Source organism: Paenibacillus sp. FSL R10-2771 (assembly GCF_038000205.1).
In the GTDB taxonomy this organism is placed as follows: Bacteria; Bacillota; Bacilli; order Paenibacillales; family Paenibacillaceae; genus Paenibacillus_AQ; species Paenibacillus_AQ phytohabitans.
In genome coordinates, this window is record NZ_JBBOBM010000001.1 from 7,564,296 (window position 1) to 7,583,762 (window position 19,467).

The following is a 19,467-nucleotide window of genomic DNA, read 5'->3' on the forward strand; positions in this document are numbered from 1 at the left end:
TGCCCGTTGACTTTTGTCGAAGCCTCGTGATACATTGTGTATGTACGGAATACACAATTTATTGAGGAGGTAGGGTATGCTGGCATTAGATATTCGCAATTTAAATAAAAAATATCCGCACTTTCAGATCAAGGATGTATCTTTTCAATTGGAGAAGGGCTACATTATGGGGTTCATCGGGGCCAATGGCGCCGGTAAAACGACCACGATCAAATCGATCTTGAACATGGTTCATGTCGATAGCGGCGAGATATACATTCTTGGCAAGAATATCGCTGATCACGAGATTGAATTGAAGCAGGAAATCGGATGCGCATTCGGTGATATCGATTTCTATACACGCAGCAAGATCAAGACGCTGACCGATATTACCAGGAAGTTCTATAAGAATTGGAATGATGAAACTTACTACAATTATCTCAAACGGTTCAAGCTGGATGAGAACAAAAAAATAGCGGAGCTGTCCCGGGGAATGAAGGTAAAGTACAGCTTGGCCCTTGCTTTATCGCATGGCGCAAAGCTGCTCATCCTGGATGAACCGACCAGCGGACTCGATCCGGTCTCCAGAGACGATCTGCTCGATATCTTTCAGGAGCTCATCATCGGCGGCGAGATCAGCATTCTTTTCTCTACTCATATTACCTCCGACTTAGAACGATGTGCGGATTATATAACCTTCATTGAACAAGGACAAATTATTGCCAGCTCCGAGAAAAATGAATTAAAGGAGTCCTACCGTTTGCTCAGCGGCAGTGAAGCCCAATTAAGCGAAGTGAAGGAGCAGTTGATTTCCTACAAAATCAACTCGTTCGGCTTTACCGGATTGATTCATACCAAAGACATTGATCCATCCTCCAGCCTGAGGGCAACCACGCCGAGTCTTGATGAAATCATGATCTACTTTGCGAAAAAGGAGAATGTATATGTATAATTTGGTGATGAAGGATTTGAAATTAGGCGTAAACCCGTGGTTCTTCGTATTACCCTTAATTATGGGGGGATTGATGCTTATTCCGGGTTGGGTCTACTTTATCGTCCCGTTGTATTTCTGCTTCATAACGATACCGAACATGTTTGGCGGATTCAAAAGCCAGAATGATCTGATGTTCAGCACGATGATGCCCGTGACCAAAACAGACATCGTGAGTTCCCGGATAATCGTTGTCGTCATTCTTGAACTCATGCATCTTCTCGCTGCCATGGTCTTCAGTATATTTACGTTTCGCTTGTACCCTCATCTGACTTATATTTTCTATCCGCCGCATATGGGTTTTTGGGGCTTATGTTTCATCATGCTGGCCATCTTCAACATCCCATTTATATCCATGTATTACAAGACTGCGTATAAGTATGGCGCGGCAACGACCGCATCCACCACGGCTGCCATACTATTTGCCGGATTGGCCCAATGGGCCGGAATCCAAAGTCCCTGGGTAAATGACATTTTCTATGGCTCAGGGACTGATAATACGGCGCTGCAATTATCCATTCTGATCGCGGGTATTATCATTTTCATTGCATTCACGCTGATTGCCTATAAGATAGCGGTAAAGAGATTTCTGAAAGTGGAGATATTATGAATGTAACAATTTCGAATACATCGGAGAAACCGATTTATCAGCAGCTGTACGAACAGATCAGTGCACAAATTCTGAAGGGAGAGCTGGAAAGCGGATATTGTCTGCCGCCCATCCGGCAGGCAGCCCTAGAGCTGCATGTTAGTGTGATCACCGTTAAGAAAGCCTGGGAAGAGCTTGAGCGAAGCAGTCTGATCAACACGGTAACAGGTAAAGGATGTTTTGTAGCCGAATTCTCGCAGGAGGAGATGCTGCGGATACGCAACGAAATGATCCTGAAGCAAATGGAGAGCGACACCTCCTACTACAAGTCCTTCGGCCTCACCCTGGATGAAGTGATGGGGCTGCTGAAGAAGATTTATTGACAGCTAAAGCCGGTATAAGCAAACGCACAAGCCATTCGCTTGTGCGTTTTGCTGTAGGCTGGAGCTATTGTAACGGAGGTGAATTCACAGTTATTCTACTGATTACGTGCTGGATAAGCTGAAGGGTAACTGGTATGGGATGACGCTGAAATAGCAGGCTGCTCATTGCTTCAAGCAGACATCATTCATGGATTTTGACATTGTCCAGTATCGTATTTCCCCAAACAGGGAGCAGGCCTGCCTCTCCCGTAAAGCGGCTTCCGGCTACCGAGCCGTCCTGAAAGAAAGCTCCATCAAAGCTGCATTCCTCGAACCGGCAGTACAACAATAAGGCACCGCGAAAATTAGCATTGGCAAAACGGCAGCGTGTAAAGGATACATCGTTCGCTATCACTTTACTTAAGTTGCAGCCTGTAAAATCGCAATTGTTAAACTCCTTGCTGATCCTGGCATTATTCAGCTTGGCTCCCCGGAAAGAACAGTGGCTGAAGGTATGAGTCACATATCTGCTATCCAGTTTAACCCCGTCAAAGCAACAATTTGTAAAGGTTGAGGTGTTCAAGCTTGCAGAATCATCGAAACGTGCATAAGACAGATCGGCATCCTGTACTGTAAGGTATTGTATGGTCTCAGTCAGGGTAACTCCCCGGTAATCATCAAGCCCAGCCTCATTTTGTCCATAGGGGGAGGATGGAAAAGAGCGGTCTTTTTGATGCAGATTAGGTTTGCCTGTAACAGCGGAGAGCAACCGGTTCACTTCATTAAGCTGGTCATCGTTCCATCTTGCAATGAGTGACTTCTTGTTCAACATAGATCCTCCTCTGATGCATAGCTCTTATGGCGATTATACGTAATAATGCTGACTTTGCCAAAAAAGGTAAAAAGAGCTCCATATAGTTTATATAATTAGTATGACTGTAGCCAGAGGCGCAGGATTACCTGTGGCTGGAAGGAGATTATCTATGAAGGATGCGTTAATGAAGCGATTGGAAGTTTTTCTCCACCGGGAGGATAACAGATCATTACTAGGTATTCCGGCGAGCCCAGAGGAAATCGTTAAAGCACAGCAGCAGCTGAATGTAAGCTTTCATGAGGACTACATAGACTTTATCAAAATGTTTGGGGGAGCATATGCAGGTCTTGCAATACATGCATTTTCGAATGGCTCTAGCCTCGGGAACGAAACAGTTGTTGATTTGACGCTGGGGTTCCGGGAGCAATTTAAGAACCATCCTTTTGCAGAGCTTCTAGCAACCTGTTATGTTATTTCCATGGATGGCTCCGGCGATCCGATACTCATTGACCCGGCAGGACAGGTTACTATCTGTTATCACGATAGCGGGGAGAGCAAGCTATTAGCAGACTCTTTCGAGGAATTGATCGAGGATAATTTCTATGAATGGTGATAACCAAGCTCGTCCTCCTGCTGGTTCGGTTAGAGAAGCTGGCAGTTATCCCATCGACCTGACAGGCCCCCGCAGTCACACTCTCGCCATTCAGCCTGGGGTGGGCAGTCTTTCCATCGGACCTGCGGAATTGGGGAAGAAGGCCGAGCTTCATGTTGAGCCTGACGCGCAGATCGATTGGACCGTATTCGATGCCTTCGCCACACCGGCCGGCTCGCCCTGGCCGCGATTTCTACACTATACAGGAGATAATACGGGCTTCTTTGACTGGGCGCAGGAACGTCCCGTTGAAGAGCTGACATGGACACCCATCCTGTCTGCAGACATGGCAGCAGACGCCAGCAAATCCTCTATTCACGGCTTGCATATCGTGCTGAAACCGTCCGGGGGGCACCTGACCCTGCGGCTTCCGGAGCGTGATTTCCGCCTGAGTGTGTCCGGTAATCTATCACACTTGTCGGCTACGGGCGGTGTGCCATCTTCTCTGACACTGGCGCCACGCACTAGCAGGCGCAAGAATGATGCTCCATTCTTGCTGCCCGGCCTGGGTGAATTGCACCAAGTGACAAGCCTGACGCTACAGAATGCGCCGCTGGGACAGCCCATCTCGCTGGAGTGTCTGGACCGGTTCCCGGGCCTTGACTCACTGAGTTTGTGGGGGAACTTCTGCGGCCTGGACCTGTTGGCCCGTCATGTCCGGTTAAGAAATCTGGAGCTGCGTTTCATGCCGGATTTGGGGGATTTGCCGCCCTTGAGTGCCTGGCCGCAGCTTAGCAGGTTTATCGCCTACAATGTGGAAGAGATTACGGGCAAGCGCCTCAAGCAGCAAATGAAAGCACGCGCTAACACCCGCCCGTGGACCGAGCATGCTTCGGTGAGCCAATTGCGAAAGCCGGAGTGGTGGACGGCCGAGTATGGCCGCCCGTTCTCGTCCTGGCCTAAACGTCTGGCCAAGCTGGCTAACGAAGCTTACAGCACTGCCCAGGCAGCGTTGGCGAAGGCCCGCAGCTTCCACGATGCAGAGGCTGCCATTACTGCTTTTACCGTACGCTTCAATACCCTCAAGGGCATCGAAACTACAGAACGCGAAGACCTTAGCGAAGCGGTATGGCAACTCAGCCAGTCTGAACATCTAATTGGCCAGCCTGTAACAGAGGAGATGGCCCAGCGCTGGTTCGATGCAGCGCGCGATTACTGAAGAATGAGGAAATGAAGGAGGGGTTCACCCCGTGGGGAGATCATTTGCAAATTTGCATATCAAGTCGAACAATCTTGAGAAGACTGTCGAGGCTTTAAGGGAGCTAAGCGAAGGGCATGCTTCAGTGTTAGGCAAGTCAAAGGACGAGGCTCCAGAGAGCAAAGTTGTCATATATGTAAGCAAAAGTAATGAGAACTGGATCAGCGTGCTCCATGACTATTTTGTATGGGGTACGGTCAAGGAGATCGGCAGAACGCTGTCCCGGCTTACCCGAGAGCCAGTAATGACTGCCGGATATATAAATGAGGAGATATTCGAGTTGTCGTTGTTCGAGAATGGAGACATTCAGGCTGAAAGAATCTTTTGTGAGCAGTGGACGAGGGATGAATATGAACAACTTCAGGAAGAGCGCATCGATGATGACTACTTGCAGCGGGCGCTGGATATCCGCCATGAGGATTTTGACGGCTTTATTGGGATTACCAGCCCGGAACAAGCCGTAGATAAGCTGTCAGAGCTTGTAGGCATGTCTTTGTGGTGCGATTGGGAGTGGGTCCCGTACGAAGAAACGCTCGGAGAACGCTTCAAGAAATATGAATTTTGAAGGAGTGCCGGTGAATCAGAAATGGACAAATGAAAGCATAGCGGATTATATAAATAGGAGGATCACGTGTGCGGAAAATATGGAAAAAACGGATTCTGATCAATAATCCGGCTACGCTGGACCGGATACAGATGGAGCAGGATTTGCGCAGTGGCAATCAGGTCATTGTACAGTTCTCACACCCCGAGTTCTATGGCACTATATTGGAAGAAGTGGATGAGCTTTGTGCGCGCTGGGATGAGAATTTCGGAGTTCGCTTCTATGCCCACTATTCGCTGTCTTTTGATTGTCATACGCTCTTGCGGGTCCCTAATGTCAAAATGCTGCACCTCGATAGCCTCACTCAGGCCCATCACACCGATGCCTTGGACCACTTGGAGCACCTGCGCAGTCTAAGTATAGGCATATACGAGCTGGAGAACCCGGAAATTCTGGGGCTTGATACGTTGCGCACTCTGAATAAATTAACCATTATGTCAGATAAAAAAACGCTCAACCTCCAGCATTTCAAAGAGTACTCCGATCTGGAGGAGCTTCATGTAGGGGGCAAGGTTAAAAACCTTGAGGCTATAGGTGCTCTGGAGGACTTGAATTATCTCGCGCTGCATTCGGTCAGCAAGCAGCCCTTGCATTTCGTTAACCGGCTGAGGAAGCTGGAGCATCTGCGCATTCTGCTTGGAGGCCGGGAGAATATTCAGGAAATCGAAGAGAATACCATCGGGAACCTGGAGATCACCCGGGTCCGGGGATTTCATGATCTGACTAATATTGCAGCCTTTCAGGGGCTGGAGAGACTTGTGATTGAGGATCAAATTCAGCTGCAGACAATCAGCTTTGACCGGCAAATGAATGAACTGGAGGAGCTGTCGATCAGGAATTGTAAAGGCTTAACCCGTCTGACGGGAATGGACCAGCTGCCTTCGCTGCACACCCTTCGCATTCTCGGAACAGCGATCAATTATGATTCCTTTATCCATCAGAAACTTCCGGGTTCATTATCCTCTGTAGAGTTTGCAACGTTCAAAAGTAAAGCAGACCGGGAAATACAGCAATCCCTAGCGGCACTTGGTTATCAATAAAGGGGGAAGTATTTATGTACATCGTATCCCGGCCTAAACCGCTGTCTGAGGGCCAGAACCAGGTGCTTGCGAAGGAAGCTGCTACTGTGTATCCACCAGCCTACCTTCGGTTCTTGCAGCGATTCGGTGAAGGGACTTATAGAGGGTGGATGAATGTCCAGTTTCCGGATGCGGAGGTGCTTAAGCCTTTTGCGGAGTACGGGTTATGGGAGCATGACGAAGAGAGTCCCATTACTGAAGAGCAGATCGGCGAGTGTATTGTTATAGGCACAACGGTGGATGGTGATTTTCTGGCTGTGCATCCCCGGATGGCCGGTCTGCTCTGGCTGCCCCGGCATGCGGAGCGCGTAGAGGCGATTTCCCTGCAGGCACGGGGGCCGGAAGATGAAGCGATGTACGTCTTGGTGCTGGACGAAATATATCGTCAGGTGTATGGGAGAAGCCAGGAGGAGCCCGTCTATTATGAACCGTGGACGGGTACCCGGAGCCATCACTTTCTGCGTTTACCGCAAGGGCAGGGACTGCTTACGCTGCCCGGACTGGCCGAATTATGCCAAAAAGAATTTCCGCCGGATCTGTCCATTGAGAATGCCTATGCCTGCTTCCTGTTCTACCGGCAGTTGGGCGGCTATGTACGATTAAATTATGCCTACCAGCAAGAGGTGGCCGTCTTCTATGAACAGGATGCAGAGCAGGCGTTTGCCGTTATGGAGCAGTGGCTCTTGTCGAATGGGTGCGAAGCGGTTTCAGACAATAACTGATCATCCGGGTGCTGCCCGGCTAACGGAAAGGAGAGTCATGTCATGGAGCCGATGCAAGAAATGGAGTCGCTGGCGTTAGCGATTGCCGATGCTGCCAGAACGTCTTTTCGGACTCTTTTTGAAAATGGTGAACGTTACTATTACTGTACGCTATATACTACCGGCGAGGGACATGCGCCAAGCCTCTCCGCCTGGTCATGGGAGGCTTTGGAGCGGGAAGCAGCCAGACAAGGAGAAGAAAGCGGCGCGCCGGAAGCAACAATTGCGGAGCTCATCAAATGGTCCTACGCCGATTCACCCTATTGTAGCTACGGGGATGAGAACTTTGTCGGCGTCAAACAATTGTTTATGGAGCGCCCTTCCATCTGGGAGCTTGAAGAGGACGAAGGTAACCGCGAGTTTGATATGAGGCTGAAGGCGATGGAGCTGGCTATGAAAATGCTCGATGATCAAGGTGTTTTTACCTTGAATCAACCGCGGGAGTCCATATGCGTCCTTGTCGAGGTCATGCCGCCGGATAAGATCAATACTGAAATCGCCCTGCGCTTGAACCATGCAGATTCTCCGGCTATGCAAGCCTGGCTGGCGGAAGCCGCCGAGTAGCAGCATCTGCTTCCGGCAACTCTAGCCGATCCCAAAGGAGGAAACGTAATATGAGCCAAAAGCATGGAATAGACATGCTTGAGGAGCTGCGCTCCGAACTAACCGGATATTGTTACCGGATGATGGGGTCCATCTTTGAAGCGGAGGATGCAGTGCAGGATACCTTGCTCCGCGCCTGGCAGAGCTGGGACCAGATCCGGCAGGATTCTTCGCGTAAGTCCTGGGTGTACCGGATTGCCACTAATGTTTGTTTGGACAGGCTGAGGAATGCCAAGCGGCGGGCACTTCCGATGGATCTCTCTGAACCCGCGGCTATTATTAGGGAGCCCAGTGACAGCTTGCCCCGGAATTCCTGGATATGGCCGGCCCCCGATAACGCTACCGACCCGGCCAACATCGTGGTCAGCAGGGAAACCGTCCGGTTATCTTTTATTGCGATCCTGCAAATACTTCCGCCCCGGCAACGCGCTGTACTGATCCTGCTTGATGTCTTCCGGTGGTCGGCTAACGAGGCAGCACATGCGATGGGAATGACCACGGCAGCCGTCAACAGTGCTGTGCAACGGGCCCGGTCGGGTATCGCCCGGTCCAATCTCCGGTCCGAGGAGTTACAAGGGGGAGATGCCCAGGCAGATCAACAAGTGCTTGCAAGTTATATGGAAGCCTTCGAACAGTATGATATTGATGCATTGTTGGTTTTATTCCACGAGAACGGCAGCTTGTCGATGCCGCCATTTACGATGTGGGTTCGCGGCACCTCTAATTTGTCGTCATTCTACACTATTACACGCAGCCATTGTTTGGGCTCCAGATTGCTGCCGGTCCGGGCTAACGGGGATTGCCCTGCTTTTGCCCAGTATGTACCCGCCGGTCCGGATGGACGGCTGGTTCCGTGGAGCATTCATATTCCGGAGCTGAAACAGGGGAAGATCGCTCATATCCATCATTTCATTGATCCTGAGTTATTTGTGCGATTTGGATTACCGGCAGATTTGGACGCGAGGCAGAATTTTTCAATCGGCCGATGAGTTTGCGGCGGCCGGATCGTCTATACTAATGAATCACAAATGCGGGTTCAATCCAAACTCAAGGAGGAATAATCTTATGACGGTAAAACTTACCCCTTACATTACTTTGGAGGGCCGGGTAAAGGAAGCCATTCAGTTCTATGAACAAGCCATCGGCGCACAAGTCCTCTCTATGATGACTTACGGTGACATGCCGGACATACCCGGCACGTTCACAGACGATCTGAGGAGTCTTGTAGCACACGCCAAGCTCAAGGTTGGAGGTACGGAGCTTATGTTATCCGATGCTCCAGACGGTTCGCCTGCTGGAAACGGAAAACGGGTTACCATCTGCATTACAACGAATGATGTAGAAGAATCCAAGCGGATCTATGAAGCCTTACGGCAGGAGGGCGAGGTCAATATGCCGTTTAAAGAAGAACCCTTCAGCCCGGGGTTTGGTGATGTAACGGATAAATTCGGCGTGACCTTTCAGATATATACGGAGCTTGAAGATTAAATTACGGATAATGAGCTGCACCCGATGAGGGTGCGGCTCTTTTTTGATAGTTGTGGGGTTATTCTTTGTGAAGTCTGAATTTACGTCAGGCGCATGTACACTGGGCATCCGCCCAAGCGCCTTCTCCGCGAATGCATATGATGATTATGCCTACTCACTTGAAAGGAGCGATCACATATGGGATTTTTTCCAACACCGGGAACCGGCGGCGGATTTCCGGGGATTCCGGGAGGACCAGGAGGACCTGGGTTTCCAGGTGGAGGTCCCGGCGGATTTCCGGGCACTCCGGGACCTCCGGGAGGCGGACCGGGAGGCGTTCAGGCGCCGACGTCCCCTCCGCCGCAATTCGTGCCGCAAATGCCGGTTACCACATTCGCCATCGACCCCGGAGGAATCAGACGATGCCTGTTCCGCAACACATACATTTGGCTGAACAATGGCGAGCAATTCTGGTTCTTCCCGATATTCGTCGGGCGCAGTTCAATTGCAGGGTTCCGATGGACCGGTTTCTTCTGGACGTACTTCGGCATTGATCTGAACCGGGTCAGCTCGTTCACCTGCTTCTAATAAGGCAGACAGCGGAAGAGAACAGCATAAGGGCTGTTCTCTTTGTTGCGGTACTTATATAATTGGCATATATATCTATAGCAGCACTGACCAGGAGGACGGTATGCAATTTCAACCCATGTATGAAGGCGGGGAATTATTCCTGCCGGAGATCGAATTCAATATGACACCGGGCCAGCCGGTTGGCATTATAACGGACTTGAAGCGGAAGCAGCTTGTAATGAATCAATTAGCGGAGCATGCCGGGTTTTATTTATTTCGGGTGCAGCAAGGCGAGTACATGCGTTTAACGGTAGAGGAGCTAATCACATTTTTAATTCATGTGTCGGAGAGGCAGGAGCATGCCGCTTCGCTCATGGAGTATTTTGCATTAAAAGAAGAACGGAAGGTAAAGATCAAGGATCTAAGCTCATCCAAAAGGATGTATGTGACCTTGCTGCGCGTCTTTTTTGCACATCAGCCTGCACTTGTCCTGGAGGAACCGTACTTTTATCTGGAAGAGCAGGACCGCCGTCAATTCAAACGGGTTCTGGATGACCTATCGGCAGACAAGCAGATTATAATCCTAACTTCGAATTTAGAGGATGCTCTGATTTCCTGTGATGTCATTTACCGGTTGAATGAGTCCGGATTCCATCCGCTCGATATCCGGGACTCCGAAGAGGACAAGCAGGATGTACATAAACAGGACGAGCCTAATATCACCTTGCAGAAGATCTCTACCAAACGCAATGACAAGGTGATTTTATTTAATCCGCCTGAAATTGATTTTATAGAAAGTGTAGAGGGTTCGATTCTTGTTCATGTGGGCGGGGAGAATTACGATTGTGCGCTGACGCTGACCGAGCTGGAGCAGAGGTTATTGAATTTCGGGTTCTTCAGGTGTCACCGCTCCTACATCGTTAATCTGCAAAAGGTAAGAGAGATTATTACCTGGACGAAGAATAGCTACAGCCTGCGGTTAAACACAAGCCAGGATGCCGTAGTTCCGTTATCCCGCTCGAAATTGCAGGAATTAAAGGCACTGCTGAACATTTAAATGGTACTATTCAGCCGGTTACAGCTACATTTCGGCGGGTTTTGATGGCAGGAAGCGTGCATTCTTTATATATTTATGCCATCAACGCTAAGGATGTGGAGTTCATGGAGGTTATCCAGGTAGAACGTGTCCGCAAGAGCTTTGGACCAAAGGATGCGTTAGCAGATGTATCCTTTTCTATTCCTAAGGGAGAAATTTTTGGGTTTCTCGGTCCGAGTGGCGCAGGCAAAACAACATTAATCAAGATTCTCACGGCACAGCTAAATCCGACAAGCGGACAGGCAAGTGTATTTAACCAGCCGGCGGAGAAGATGCGGCAGTCTGCCCAGAAGATGCGCTTCGGCATTCTGACGGATAACAGCGGCCTCTATGAGCGGTTATCGGTTGAGGAGAATCTGGAGCTGTACCGTAAGTTATACGATCTTCCCAAAGCTGCGGTCGATAAGGTACTGCAGTTTGTGAACTTAAGCGGGGAGCGCAAAAAGAAAGTTAATCTCCTATCGAAGGGGATGCGTCAGCGTGTTATGCTGGCCTGCGCGATTATCCATGAGCCGGAATTATTATTCTTAGATGAACCTACCTCGGCGTTGGACCCGGTGAACTCCGCGCATATTTATAAAGGCTTGCGCTACCTGAATGAGAAAGGGACAACGATTTTTCTGACTACGCATGATATGGCGGAAGCAGAATTGATGTGCAACCGTGTAGCCATTCTGTATCAGGGACAAATTCAGGTTATCGGCTCACCGAAGGAGCTTAAACGGCAGCACCGGAAGCATGCAGTTAGTGTTGACTTAACCAACGGGGAAGCTTATGAGCTTCCAATCGGTGGGGAAACAGCTGATCGGATCGCGGATTGGATGAAGCGGGGGCTCATTGACCGGATCGAGACGAAAGAGCCCAGTCTGGGTGATATTTTCATTAAAATGACAGGAAGTGAGCTGCTATGAGTATCTCATTGAAACGGGCCCGGGCGATATTTGTGAAGGATTACAAAGAGTTCTCGCGCAATTATGCGATCTCCATTATTCTGGTATTTCCCATAGTCTTCGCATTTCTTTTTCGAAGTGCAGGCTCAGCCTTACCTGGAGCGATCGGTTTTCTTCTGAATACATCGTTAGTGATCCTGACGAGTCTGGCACAAGCCTGCCTGATCGCAGAGGAGAAGGAGCGTAACACTTTAAGGTCATTAATGCTGACTCCGGCCACGACCATGGATGTTCTGATCGGAAAAAGCAGCCTGGTTTTTGTCATGTCCGCTGTTGTTCTGGCTATTTCAACGTATATATTGGGCTATGAGCCAGCTAATATAGGAACGTTTACGGCAGCAATCATTCTTTCGATTATTCTATACACAGCAGCTGGTACAATCTGCGGTTTATTCTCCAAGACGGTGCTTGAAGCCTCATTATCTGTACTCCCGGTGGCGTTCATATTCACCGGTGCACCCTGGGGGGCAGTACTGGCCAAGGATTACCCGGTCTTCAAAGTGCTGGATTACATGCCAAGCAGCCAGCTGGTGCATTTGCTGGGTCTAAGCGATACAGGATATACAACGGGCGATGTATTGAAGCCCCTTCTCATAATTTTGGCATGGACAGTTGTATTAACGGTTGTGTCGGTTGTTCTGTATGTGCGGCGGTTGAAGGACGAGTAAGGGAGCTCTGAAGGGACTTTAGCCAGCCTCCGGTGGGTCTTTGGTAGGGCCGAAACAAGCGGCCGGCTGAGACTATACGACGATTATTGTCCAGTTGCAGTTCTGATGTTGTCATAACGGGGCACGCTGGGTAATAAAGATGATTAGAACTTACGAATTTGGCTGAATTTGGAGCAAGAGCCAAGGAAACGGAGGGGAAGATCATGGCGGCACAGACAGTATCAGGCATTAGCTCCGTACAGCCCATAGCGGCCTATGGCGGTACACAGAGTGATGTCAGTTCCCTGGAGAAACAGCGCAACCAGCTGATGATGGAACTGGATAAAGTGAATGCGGCGCAGGGAAGTCAGATGCAGACTCCGTACCGGCGGGAGCAGCTGCAGCGGCAAATCCGGCTGCTGGAGTCCCAGCTCGTATTGAAGAGCGGAAGCAGGACCCCTGCCAATTTCGTACCGGCATCTCCGCTTCAGGATCACCTCCCCCTCTGGCGCAATGAAGGAACGGGAGGCTTCAAGGGTATCGGTCTCACCGATCCCCGGACGGCCACGGTGGACGCGGAGGGCCATTTCAACGCATTAATTTAAGTTAGAGAGTGAAGGTGCGGCGAGCGTCTGGTGATGAACCGGGCTTGTCGCACCTTTTTTGTGTGAATAGGCGGGCCTATAGGAATGGGAAAAAAGAGCGCAATAGACCGCGCTTCCTTGGCGGAGACGTCAGCCTGCCGGCGGCAACCGGATGAAGCTCTTCATACGTGGAGAGGGATTTACTGCCGGGCTTCTGCATCGTTTCCAGCGTTGCGGATAATTGCTTAATCATTACACGCATATCTTCAAGTTCAGCACGCTGCTGGAGCAACTGAATCGAAACCACCTCGTTTGCTTTCTGATCCAGTGCGTGTTCAATATACCCGATCCGGGACCATATTTTATTCATAGGGTCATCGTCTGTATCCGGGCTTAGCTTCTCTTGCAGCGGACCCCTTGGCAGGTTGTCCTTCGTGAGATCCAGATGGATGCCTTCCAGCGCTTCCCCCTGATTAATACGGTCTTTAATATGATTGAGCTGGCTGATCTCCCGCTTCGAGAAGGTATAGTGTCCAAGACGGTCCTTTGGAAAGAAATCGGGGAACATGGCCGCCCAGCGTTTGATCGTAGTCTGGCTAACGGACAGCAGCTCCGCAGCTTCCTTTGTTTTCAGAATTTCCATTTCAATCCCTCCAGTTTAGTAGTCCTTCTATGAGTAATTCGTTGTTCTTTGGCGGCCCCCTGCACAGGTGACAAAGGAAGTGCTGATTCGCTAAGCAAAGTGTTATTACGACTTTTCCTGCTCTCCAGAGAGCAACATCCCGCCAATCATCAGCGACGAGCGGTATCAACCGTTAGCGTGGAGCTCCACGGAGGCGGGCAAGCCGGGAACGTTTACCATTACTGATGTGGGATATGAGGCCGAGTACCTTCCCTCTGTGGCAGGCGCTGGACGCCGAATGATCACCTTTTAAATTGCTCTAAAGAGGCTGCAACCTATAGATAACTTCACAATCCTGGACAGTAAGAAGCTTATCACTTCTTATATGCCAGGGTTTTTTATGAGAGAATTATAGTATTCGTGCAACCCATTTTACGAACTGTCTACTATATAGATAAGAGCTTTTATAAGGAGAATAGCAGATGGAAGATCAGGCAATAGTCCACCTATACTTACAGCGTTCACAGCAGGCCATTGTAGAGACCAAGAATAAATACGGGGCTTACTGCAGAGTAATTGCCCGAAACATCCTTTCGAATCTCTCAGATATTGATGAATGTGAGAATGATACATATTTGGCTGCGTGGAATGCAATTCCGCCAACGATGCCCGGGAAGCTATCTGTATTTCTAGGAAGAATCACCCGTAATATAGCGCTTGATAGATATAGTTATAATACAGCCAAGAAACGCAACCGTCAGTTTGATGCCATTCTAACCGAACTGGAAGGATGCATAGCTTCCCCGGATACGGTTGAAGGTGAATATGAAGCGGGTGAAACCGCAAGCCTGATCAATGAATTTCTATATGGCATAGAGGAGCAAGCCAGAAATATATTTATTAGGCGGTACTGGTATTCAGATTCCATAGAGGAACTTGCTATGAGATTTCAGATGAGCAGCAGTAAGGTGAAGTCCATTCTTTTCAGAACAAGAAATAGGCTTAGAGTTCATTTAGCCAAGGGGGGAGTTCACCTGTGAAAAGAGAAGAGTTATACCGCGAGATCGGACTCATTGATGAAGATTTAATCGAAGCAGCCGGATCGGGCGGAGCGGAGAAAAGGAAGAAGGGCTTTTCTAAAAAATGGGTGGCTCTGGTTGCCTGTCTTGTACTCTATAGTTCAACCGCTTCTGCGTTATTAGCAACCGAATATTATAAGAAGCAGAACGCAGAGCCGTATATCCGTTATCTGAGAGCTGAAGACATGGAGTTACTGCCCGCTCCCAAGTATGATGGGATGAAATTTCTGCAGGCCCTCACAAGTGATAATGAAGAACATGTATATATTGCTATCAACCGGCTGGTGGAAGGCTTCAATGATCCAAGCTTAAGAGCAAAGGCGTTGAATAAACTTCAGCCGTTTGCACGAAATGAGAATCCCAAAATCGCCGGTGCGGCTGCTTTTGCCATAGATATTCTCTCACAAAGTTACCGGAGTCCGTATATTGTTAAACTGGCAGACGGCAGTATGTTATTTACGTTATTTAATCATTATTCGGATTATGGAAGCCAGAATGTCCTATGGAGGATCAAAGACAATAAGCTGGAGGAATATTCAAGCTTCTCTGCACCCTCTATGTATATCACAGAGATGATTCCTTCCCCCGATAAGAGGTTAGTTGCGGTCGTCACCTGCTCTAATAAAAGTGAATTTGTGCAGATTATTAATGTGGAAGCAGGAAGAACCAGTCCGGAATTAATAGAATCCGCAAGAGTCAAATATGGGGCGGAGCAAGAAATAGACACATGGATCCGCCCGGATTATGAAAATTATAGTGATGCCAGTAACATCGTCTGGAAGGACAATGATACCTTGGAGTTCAAGGGTTCCCTGGCCTATCAGGATACGGAGATTATAGAGAATGTCAGTGTAACGTACCAGTTTAGCAGCAAGGTAATGGAAGTGACCAAACTTAACTAGTCTGCGCAATGCACTGAATATAAGAGAGCCGTGAGCCGCCTGTAAGGGCGGCCTTATATTTATCTATTTAAGGCGGCGGGTTAATGCCCAGAACAGCAAAGCCAGGGCACTGACCATTGCACCTAACAAGCATACTCCGTTCCAGCCTGAGTAAGCATAGATGCTGGTAGATGCGATGGACCCGGTGGCGCTGCCAATGGAATAGAAAATCATATAACCGGCAGTAAGCCTGCTGCGTGCCTCCGGGTGCAAATTAAGAATCATGCTCTGGTTGGTGACATGCACAGCTTGTACTGCCAGATCAAGAAGGATAATACCTGCGACTAATGAGGGAAGCGAATGCTCCGTATAACTTATGGGCAGCCATGACAGAAGCAGCAGAATCAATGCAGCGCCAGTAGTCCTCTGCCCTAAACCCCGGTCGGCAAGACGGCCTGCCCGCGCTGCTGCCAATGCTCCAGCCACTCCGGCGAGTCCAAACGCGCCAATTGCAGTGTGGGATAGAGACAGCGGCGGAGCGCTGAGCGGCAGCACCAGGGAAGTCCATAATATGCTGAACGCGGTAAAAATCAGCAGAGCCAGTACAGCGCGGATGCGCAGAATTCGCTCCTGTGCGAATAACGTGAACAGCGAACGCAGCAGCTGCAGATAGGACAAGGCTTCTCTTGAGGGCTCATCCTTGGGCAGCACCCGAAACAATACGCCAGCCATGATTAGTGTTAATCCCGCAGAGACCAGGTAGACAGAGCGCCAACCGGCTACATCCGTCAATACACCGGCGAACGTCCGTGCAAGCAGAATTCCAATAACGATTCCGCTGGTTACCACGCCCACGGTACGTCCGCGCTCAGCCGGGTCTGCCAAAGTTGCCGCGAAGGCAACCAGTGTCTGTGTGACTACGGCAAGCAATCCAACCGCAGCTATAGCTATGAATAATATCCTGCTGGTAGGGGCGGTGCCAACCACAATCAGAGCCAGGACGGATATTAGCATCTGTCCGGCGATCAGCCAGCGGCGGTTCAACAAATCACCGAGGGGCACCAGCAATAGCAGTCCAAGCGCGTAACAGACTTGAGTAATGGTAATAACAAGGCCAACGGAGGAAGGAGTAATCCCGAATTCTTGTGAGATAGCGTCCAGCAGGGGCTGCGCATAATAAATATTGGCGACTGCCAGTCCGCAGGCGATGGCAAATAAGAGCGCAACACTCCGGGACATTGGAGATACTGGAGCAGATTCGGATGCTGCATGCGGTTGTTCGACTACCTTTTCCAAAGAGACACCTCCTTAAATTCTATGTGGGCAAGAGATTTCATACTGAACGGTATAAAATAATCCCTGATAAATGTAACTCTGATAAATGATAACTGTCAAGATCTATTGCATAATCTCAATTAGATTGACAATGCAATCTGTGAACAATAGAATTATAATATACTGAACGATATGAAAAGAGGGGTTATATTGGCCCGGCAACGTGAATTTGATGAAGACAAGGTGTTGGATGCAGCGATGCAGCTATTCTGGGAGAAAGGATTCGAAGCTACCTCTTTGAGCGATTTGACTTCAAGAATGGGCATTCAGCGCCCCAGCCTATACTCCGCCTTTGGAGATAAAAAAGGACTATTCGAAGCTGCGCTGCGCAAATATACGAGTGCTCACGCTGCCTCTATCCGGGGTAAACTCCAGACTAACTCTTCTGTTAAAGAGGCATTCCGCAGTTTTTTTGAGAATCTGGTGGCAAAGGAATATGGGAAAGATCCGAACTGGGGATGCTTTTGCCTCAACTCGATGGTGGAGCTTGCGCCTCATGATGAGAAATTTGCGATCCTGACCAGAGAACATCAGATGTATCTCTCGGTAATCTTCCAGGAAACGGTTGAACGGGGGTTGCGTTCAGGTGAGCTTGATCCCGGCATTAACGCAAAGAGTCTGGCGCAGACACTGGTCATATCATTAATCGGACTGACTGTGTTCATGAAATCCCGGCCCGAGCGGGCCTTTGTTGATAATTCTGTCAGAGAAATATTGACATTGTTGAGATAGAATCATGAATAGGGGAATCTGATTAGAGGGGTTGGCTTAGAATGCTGCTGACGACTGAGGACCAATTAATTGGCGAGATCGCAGGCTGGCTGAAGAAGCATTTTGAGGCTGAGCTGCTGTCTGCCGGGCGTGTGAATCGCGGACTATTGAACGAGAAGTGGATCATCGGGACGAATAAGGGACGGCTATTCGCCAAAAGCTATCACCCCGGGCGGTTCAAGATGGATGATCCGGAGTTTCGCGGCAAGATTGAGAATGCGCTGCAGCTGCAGCTCCTGTGGTATCAGTCGGGAGGCCCGTGTCCCGAGCCGTTAACGCTGGAAGGGCGCTGCATGCACATCCTGCCCTGCGGAAGATACATGACCGTCATGACATGCTGTCCGGGTGCTATGGTACCCGCCGGCAGAATCGGTGAGCAGGGAATGCATTCACTCGGACGGGCTGCTGCGGATATGCATACCGTCTGGGGTGCCGCGGCGGCATCGGGGGTCGGGGCAGCAGTGCCGGCGGGTAAACCGGCCTGGCAGTTGTCGCGCGAGGAGATGGAGCTCGCCTGGGAGGTAAGCTGGGAGGCAGCCCGCGGCTCGTCCGGGCGTGTCCGGGACGCGCTGCAATTACAGAAGGCGGTTACTGATTCACTTGGAGATCATGACTTTATGCCTCTGACAGCGGGCTGGGCCCACCTTGATCTGTGGGCGGACAACCTGCTGTTCGAAGGGGATGCGCTGACAGCCATCGTTGACTTCGACCGGGCACGCTACTCGTTTCCGGCGCTGGACCTCGGGCGGGCGGTCCTCTCCGGCACACTCGGCGGGAGCGGATTCCGCAGGGATGCGGTTGCTGCTTTCGCTGAAGGCTACCGTAGTGTACACCCGCTGCCGCCGGGCGCTCTTTTGCGGGCAGTCAAGTATGTCTGGTGCATCGAGTCGCTCTGGTGGATCAAGCCGCCGCTCGATTCGTCGAGCAGGGTCCCTGCCCGCTTTGCCGAAGAAATGATTCATACTGCGGAGCATTGGGATCAGCTTGATACACTTCTTGGGGATATTTAGCCTGCTGCATTCGTCTGATATGGGGAGGACATATTTGGCGCCAGACCTTCATCCCCATTAAAAAAGCTTTCCACAACCCCCTCCCGGGCGATTATGAAAAGCTGTCTTACATACGGTGTTTATTAAACTCCCCTAGAATTTCTCCGGGAACTGCTTGATAATGCCTGATGATAGAACATCCGCTAAATGAATCATATGGACCTCATTCTTGTCGGTTGCGGCAATATCTGCTTGCCAGTCTCCCTTGAGGCAGCTCAGCACAATGTCTGTAACTAACTGAAGGTGTGTATACAGCATCTCTTGCACCGCTTTAAACGGCCAGTTTGGATTCAATGCGCTTAAAAAAGTTGCAATCTCATCGGCATTCTTATGCCAATCGTCCTGCAGCTTCTTCACATCAGCCTGATTGCCTGCTTTGGCGGCTGCTACAATCTTGCCTGCAATCCCAATATGCTCTTTCAGCAGCTCCGCAAGCTTGTTGCCGGCAGCCTCCCCGTAATACGGTTTGAATACATCGCCAATGTCCTGCTGGTTTCTCAGCAGCCGGTTCAGTACGTCCTTCTGGTCCGGGTTATTAGAGATGGCACTGACAATATAGCTTCGCGTCCATATGGTATGGTCAATCCATACCTTCTGCATATCGCTTTTCAGCTGAACCATCTTGGGGCTGAAGCAAACCGCTTCTTTCTTGTCGCCAGCCTGTGCCTGTAGGGGTCCTGCTGCTTGCGTCAAGGTGAGCATGAGCACCAATGTTAACGCCAGCAGCCATTTGTTTTTCAAATTCATCTGCTCCTTTATGTGTGCGAATGAAATGGCTTGTATT

Annotated in this window: 24 protein-coding genes; 20 read left to right on the forward strand and 4 right to left on the reverse strand. The window is 49.8% G+C overall.

Annotation, left to right across the window (positions count from 1 at the left end; genetic code table 11):
- Positions 1-76: 76 nt before the first annotated feature.
- From NSU14_RS32805 to NSU14_RS32815, 3 genes are read left to right on the forward strand one after another with little or no spacing between them, the layout of a single operon-like run.
- Entirely contained in the window at positions 77-931 is an 855-nt protein-coding gene (locus tag NSU14_RS32805; protein ID WP_042140541.1) for an ABC transporter ATP-binding protein, read from the forward strand.
- Complete coding sequence (locus tag NSU14_RS32810; RefSeq protein ID WP_340948559.1) at positions 924-1,580, forward strand: ABC-2 transporter permease; 657 nt, start codon at positions 924-926, stop codon at positions 1,578-1,580. The genes NSU14_RS32805 and NSU14_RS32810 overlap by 8 nt, the downstream gene beginning before the upstream one ends.
- Positions 1,577-1,942: a GntR family transcriptional regulator gene (locus NSU14_RS32815; protein ID WP_042140539.1), complete on the forward strand. Its 366-nt coding sequence runs from the start codon at positions 1,577-1,579 to the stop codon at positions 1,940-1,942. The genes NSU14_RS32810 and NSU14_RS32815 overlap by 4 nt, the downstream gene beginning before the upstream one ends.
- 181 nt (positions 1,943-2,123) lie before the next feature.
- Here the strand turns inward: NSU14_RS32815 and NSU14_RS32820 are convergent, their stop codons facing one another.
- Positions 2,124-2,753 (reverse strand): pentapeptide repeat-containing protein, encoded by a 630-nt coding sequence (locus tag NSU14_RS32820; protein WP_231575256.1) that lies wholly within the window; start codon positions 2,751-2,753, stop codon positions 2,124-2,126.
- A 151-nt stretch (positions 2,754-2,904) separates the two neighbouring features.
- Between NSU14_RS32820 and NSU14_RS32825 the strand changes: the two genes are divergently transcribed.
- The 13 genes from NSU14_RS32825 (at position 2,905) to NSU14_RS32885 (ending at position 12,967) form a co-directional block, all read left to right on the forward strand.
- On the forward strand, positions 2,905-3,348 hold the full coding sequence (locus tag NSU14_RS32825) for an SMI1/KNR4 family protein (protein WP_042140537.1): 444 nt from the start codon (positions 2,905-2,907) through the stop codon (positions 3,346-3,348).
- Positions 3,338-4,546 carry a hypothetical protein gene (locus NSU14_RS32830; RefSeq protein ID WP_076243700.1) on the forward strand — a complete coding sequence of 403 codons (1,209 nt, stop codon included), beginning with the start codon at positions 3,338-3,340 and terminating at the stop codon, positions 4,544-4,546. Before NSU14_RS32825 ends, NSU14_RS32830 begins: the two co-directional genes overlap by 11 nt.
- A gap of 31 nt (positions 4,547-4,577) precedes the next feature.
- Entirely contained in the window at positions 4,578-5,150 is a 573-nt protein-coding gene (locus NSU14_RS32835) for a hypothetical protein (protein WP_076243699.1), read from the forward strand.
- A gap of 68 nt (positions 5,151-5,218) precedes the next feature.
- Positions 5,219-6,229 carry a hypothetical protein gene (locus NSU14_RS32840; RefSeq protein WP_340948566.1) on the forward strand — a complete coding sequence of 337 codons (1,011 nt, stop codon included), beginning with the start codon at positions 5,219-5,221 and terminating at the stop codon, positions 6,227-6,229.
- A gap of 14 nt (positions 6,230-6,243) precedes the next feature.
- Complete coding sequence (locus NSU14_RS32845; protein WP_340948568.1) at positions 6,244-6,990, forward strand: hypothetical protein; 747 nt, start codon at positions 6,244-6,246, stop codon at positions 6,988-6,990.
- 42 nt (positions 6,991-7,032) lie between these two features.
- Positions 7,033-7,593: a DUF4303 domain-containing protein gene (locus tag NSU14_RS32850; protein WP_340948570.1), complete on the forward strand. Its 561-nt coding sequence runs from the start codon at positions 7,033-7,035 to the stop codon at positions 7,591-7,593.
- Entirely contained in the window at positions 7,569-8,621 is a 1,053-nt protein-coding gene (locus tag NSU14_RS32855) for a sigma-70 family RNA polymerase sigma factor (protein WP_256703844.1), read from the forward strand. The genes NSU14_RS32850 and NSU14_RS32855 overlap by 25 nt, the downstream gene beginning before the upstream one ends.
- Before the next feature lie 76 nt (positions 8,622-8,697).
- Positions 8,698-9,120 (forward strand): VOC family protein, encoded by a 423-nt coding sequence (locus NSU14_RS32860; RefSeq protein WP_340948572.1) that lies wholly within the window; start codon positions 8,698-8,700, stop codon positions 9,118-9,120.
- A gap of 177 nt (positions 9,121-9,297) precedes the next feature.
- Positions 9,298-9,687, forward strand: coding sequence for a hypothetical protein (locus NSU14_RS32865; protein ID WP_042140528.1), 390 nt, complete (start codon positions 9,298-9,300; stop codon positions 9,685-9,687).
- A gap of 103 nt (positions 9,688-9,790) precedes the next feature.
- Positions 9,791-10,726, forward strand: a complete 936-nt coding sequence (locus tag NSU14_RS32870) for a LytTR family transcriptional regulator DNA-binding domain-containing protein (RefSeq protein ID WP_042140527.1) — start codon at positions 9,791-9,793, stop codon at positions 10,724-10,726.
- Between the two features lie 104 nt (positions 10,727-10,830).
- The gene (locus tag NSU14_RS32875; protein WP_042141821.1) at positions 10,831-11,676 is read left to right on the forward strand and encodes an ABC transporter ATP-binding protein; all 846 of its coding nucleotides are present in this window, start codon (positions 10,831-10,833) and stop codon (positions 11,674-11,676) included.
- Positions 11,673-12,383: an ABC transporter permease gene (locus tag NSU14_RS32880; protein WP_042140526.1), complete on the forward strand. Its 711-nt coding sequence runs from the start codon at positions 11,673-11,675 to the stop codon at positions 12,381-12,383. The genes NSU14_RS32875 and NSU14_RS32880 overlap by 4 nt, the downstream gene beginning before the upstream one ends.
- 158 nt (positions 12,384-12,541) lie before the next feature.
- Positions 12,542-12,967 (forward strand): hypothetical protein, encoded by a 426-nt coding sequence (locus tag NSU14_RS32885; protein ID WP_340948574.1) that lies wholly within the window; start codon positions 12,542-12,544, stop codon positions 12,965-12,967.
- A 76-nt stretch (positions 12,968-13,043) separates the two neighbouring features.
- Here the strand turns inward: NSU14_RS32885 and NSU14_RS32890 are convergent, their stop codons facing one another.
- Positions 13,044-13,589, reverse strand: coding sequence for a MerR family transcriptional regulator (locus NSU14_RS32890; RefSeq protein WP_042140524.1), 546 nt, complete (start codon positions 13,587-13,589; stop codon positions 13,044-13,046).
- Between the two features lie 461 nt (positions 13,590-14,050).
- Between NSU14_RS32890 and NSU14_RS32895 the strand changes: the two genes are divergently transcribed.
- Positions 14,051-14,608, forward strand: a complete 558-nt coding sequence (locus NSU14_RS32895; protein ID WP_076243693.1) for an RNA polymerase sigma factor — start codon at positions 14,051-14,053, stop codon at positions 14,606-14,608.
- The gene (locus NSU14_RS32900; RefSeq protein ID WP_340948576.1) at positions 14,605-15,549 is read left to right on the forward strand and encodes a hypothetical protein; all 945 of its coding nucleotides are present in this window, start codon (positions 14,605-14,607) and stop codon (positions 15,547-15,549) included. Before NSU14_RS32895 ends, NSU14_RS32900 begins: the two co-directional genes overlap by 4 nt.
- A gap of 63 nt (positions 15,550-15,612) precedes the next feature.
- Here NSU14_RS32900 and NSU14_RS32905 read toward each other — a convergent pair whose 3' ends face one another.
- A complete protein-coding gene (locus NSU14_RS32905) occupies positions 15,613-16,767 on the reverse strand; it encodes an MFS transporter (protein WP_340949033.1) in 1,155 nt (384 codons plus the stop codon).
- A gap of 246 nt (positions 16,768-17,013) precedes the next feature.
- Here NSU14_RS32905 and NSU14_RS32910 point away from each other — a divergent pair, with 246 nt between their 5' ends.
- Entirely contained in the window at positions 17,014-17,595 is a 582-nt protein-coding gene (locus NSU14_RS32910; RefSeq protein WP_042140520.1) for a TetR/AcrR family transcriptional regulator, read from the forward strand.
- A gap of 41 nt (positions 17,596-17,636) precedes the next feature.
- Positions 17,637-18,644: a phosphotransferase gene (locus NSU14_RS32915; protein ID WP_336100057.1), complete on the forward strand. Its 1,008-nt coding sequence runs from the start codon at positions 17,637-17,639 to the stop codon at positions 18,642-18,644.
- 132 nt (positions 18,645-18,776) lie between these two features.
- Here the strand turns inward: NSU14_RS32915 and NSU14_RS32920 are convergent, their stop codons facing one another.
- Positions 18,777-19,424, reverse strand: a complete 648-nt coding sequence (locus tag NSU14_RS32920; RefSeq protein WP_197074312.1) for a glycosyltransferase — start codon at positions 19,422-19,424, stop codon at positions 18,777-18,779.
- Positions 19,425-19,467 lie beyond the last annotated feature (43 nt).

Excerpts from the sequence above, each read along its gene's own strand:
- NSU14_RS32870 (WP_042140527.1), top strand. The coding sequence starts at position 9,791 with ATGCAATTTCAACCCATGTATGAAGGCGGGGAATTATTCCTGCCGGAG.
- NSU14_RS32805 (WP_042140541.1), top strand. The coding sequence starts at position 77 with ATGCTGGCATTAGATATTCGCAATTTAAATAAAAAATATCCGCACTTT.
- NSU14_RS32865 (WP_042140528.1), top strand. The coding sequence starts at position 9,298 with ATGGGATTTTTTCCAACACCGGGAACCGGCGGCGGATTTCCGGGGATT.
- NSU14_RS32820 (WP_231575256.1), bottom strand. The coding sequence starts at position 2,753 with ATGTTGAACAAGAAGTCACTCATTGCAAGATGGAACGATGACCAGCTT.
- NSU14_RS32815 (WP_042140539.1), top strand. The coding sequence starts at position 1,577 with ATGAATGTAACAATTTCGAATACATCGGAGAAACCGATTTATCAGCAG.
- NSU14_RS32880 (WP_042140526.1), top strand. The coding sequence starts at position 11,673 with ATGAGTATCTCATTGAAACGGGCCCGGGCGATATTTGTGAAGGATTAC.
- NSU14_RS32895 (WP_076243693.1), top strand. The coding sequence starts at position 14,051 with ATGGAAGATCAGGCAATAGTCCACCTATACTTACAGCGTTCACAGCAG.
- NSU14_RS32890 (WP_042140524.1), bottom strand. The coding sequence starts at position 13,589 with ATGGAAATTCTGAAAACAAAGGAAGCTGCGGAGCTGCTGTCCGTTAGC.
- NSU14_RS32905 (WP_340949033.1), bottom strand. The coding sequence starts at position 16,767 with ATGTCCCGGAGTGTTGCGCTCTTATTTGCCATCGCCTGCGGACTGGCA.
- NSU14_RS32875 (WP_042141821.1), top strand. The coding sequence starts at position 10,831 with ATGGAGGTTATCCAGGTAGAACGTGTCCGCAAGAGCTTTGGACCAAAG.
- NSU14_RS32825 (WP_042140537.1), top strand. The coding sequence starts at position 2,905 with ATGAAGGATGCGTTAATGAAGCGATTGGAAGTTTTTCTCCACCGGGAG.
- NSU14_RS32845 (WP_340948568.1), top strand. The coding sequence starts at position 6,244 with ATGTACATCGTATCCCGGCCTAAACCGCTGTCTGAGGGCCAGAACCAG.
- NSU14_RS32860 (WP_340948572.1), top strand. The coding sequence starts at position 8,698 with ATGACGGTAAAACTTACCCCTTACATTACTTTGGAGGGCCGGGTAAAG.
- NSU14_RS32850 (WP_340948570.1), top strand. The coding sequence starts at position 7,033 with ATGGAGCCGATGCAAGAAATGGAGTCGCTGGCGTTAGCGATTGCCGAT.
- NSU14_RS32915 (WP_336100057.1), top strand. The coding sequence starts at position 17,637 with ATGCTGCTGACGACTGAGGACCAATTAATTGGCGAGATCGCAGGCTGG.
- NSU14_RS32810 (WP_340948559.1), top strand. The coding sequence starts at position 924 with ATGTATAATTTGGTGATGAAGGATTTGAAATTAGGCGTAAACCCGTGG.
- NSU14_RS32830 (WP_076243700.1), top strand. The coding sequence starts at position 3,338 with ATGAATGGTGATAACCAAGCTCGTCCTCCTGCTGGTTCGGTTAGAGAA.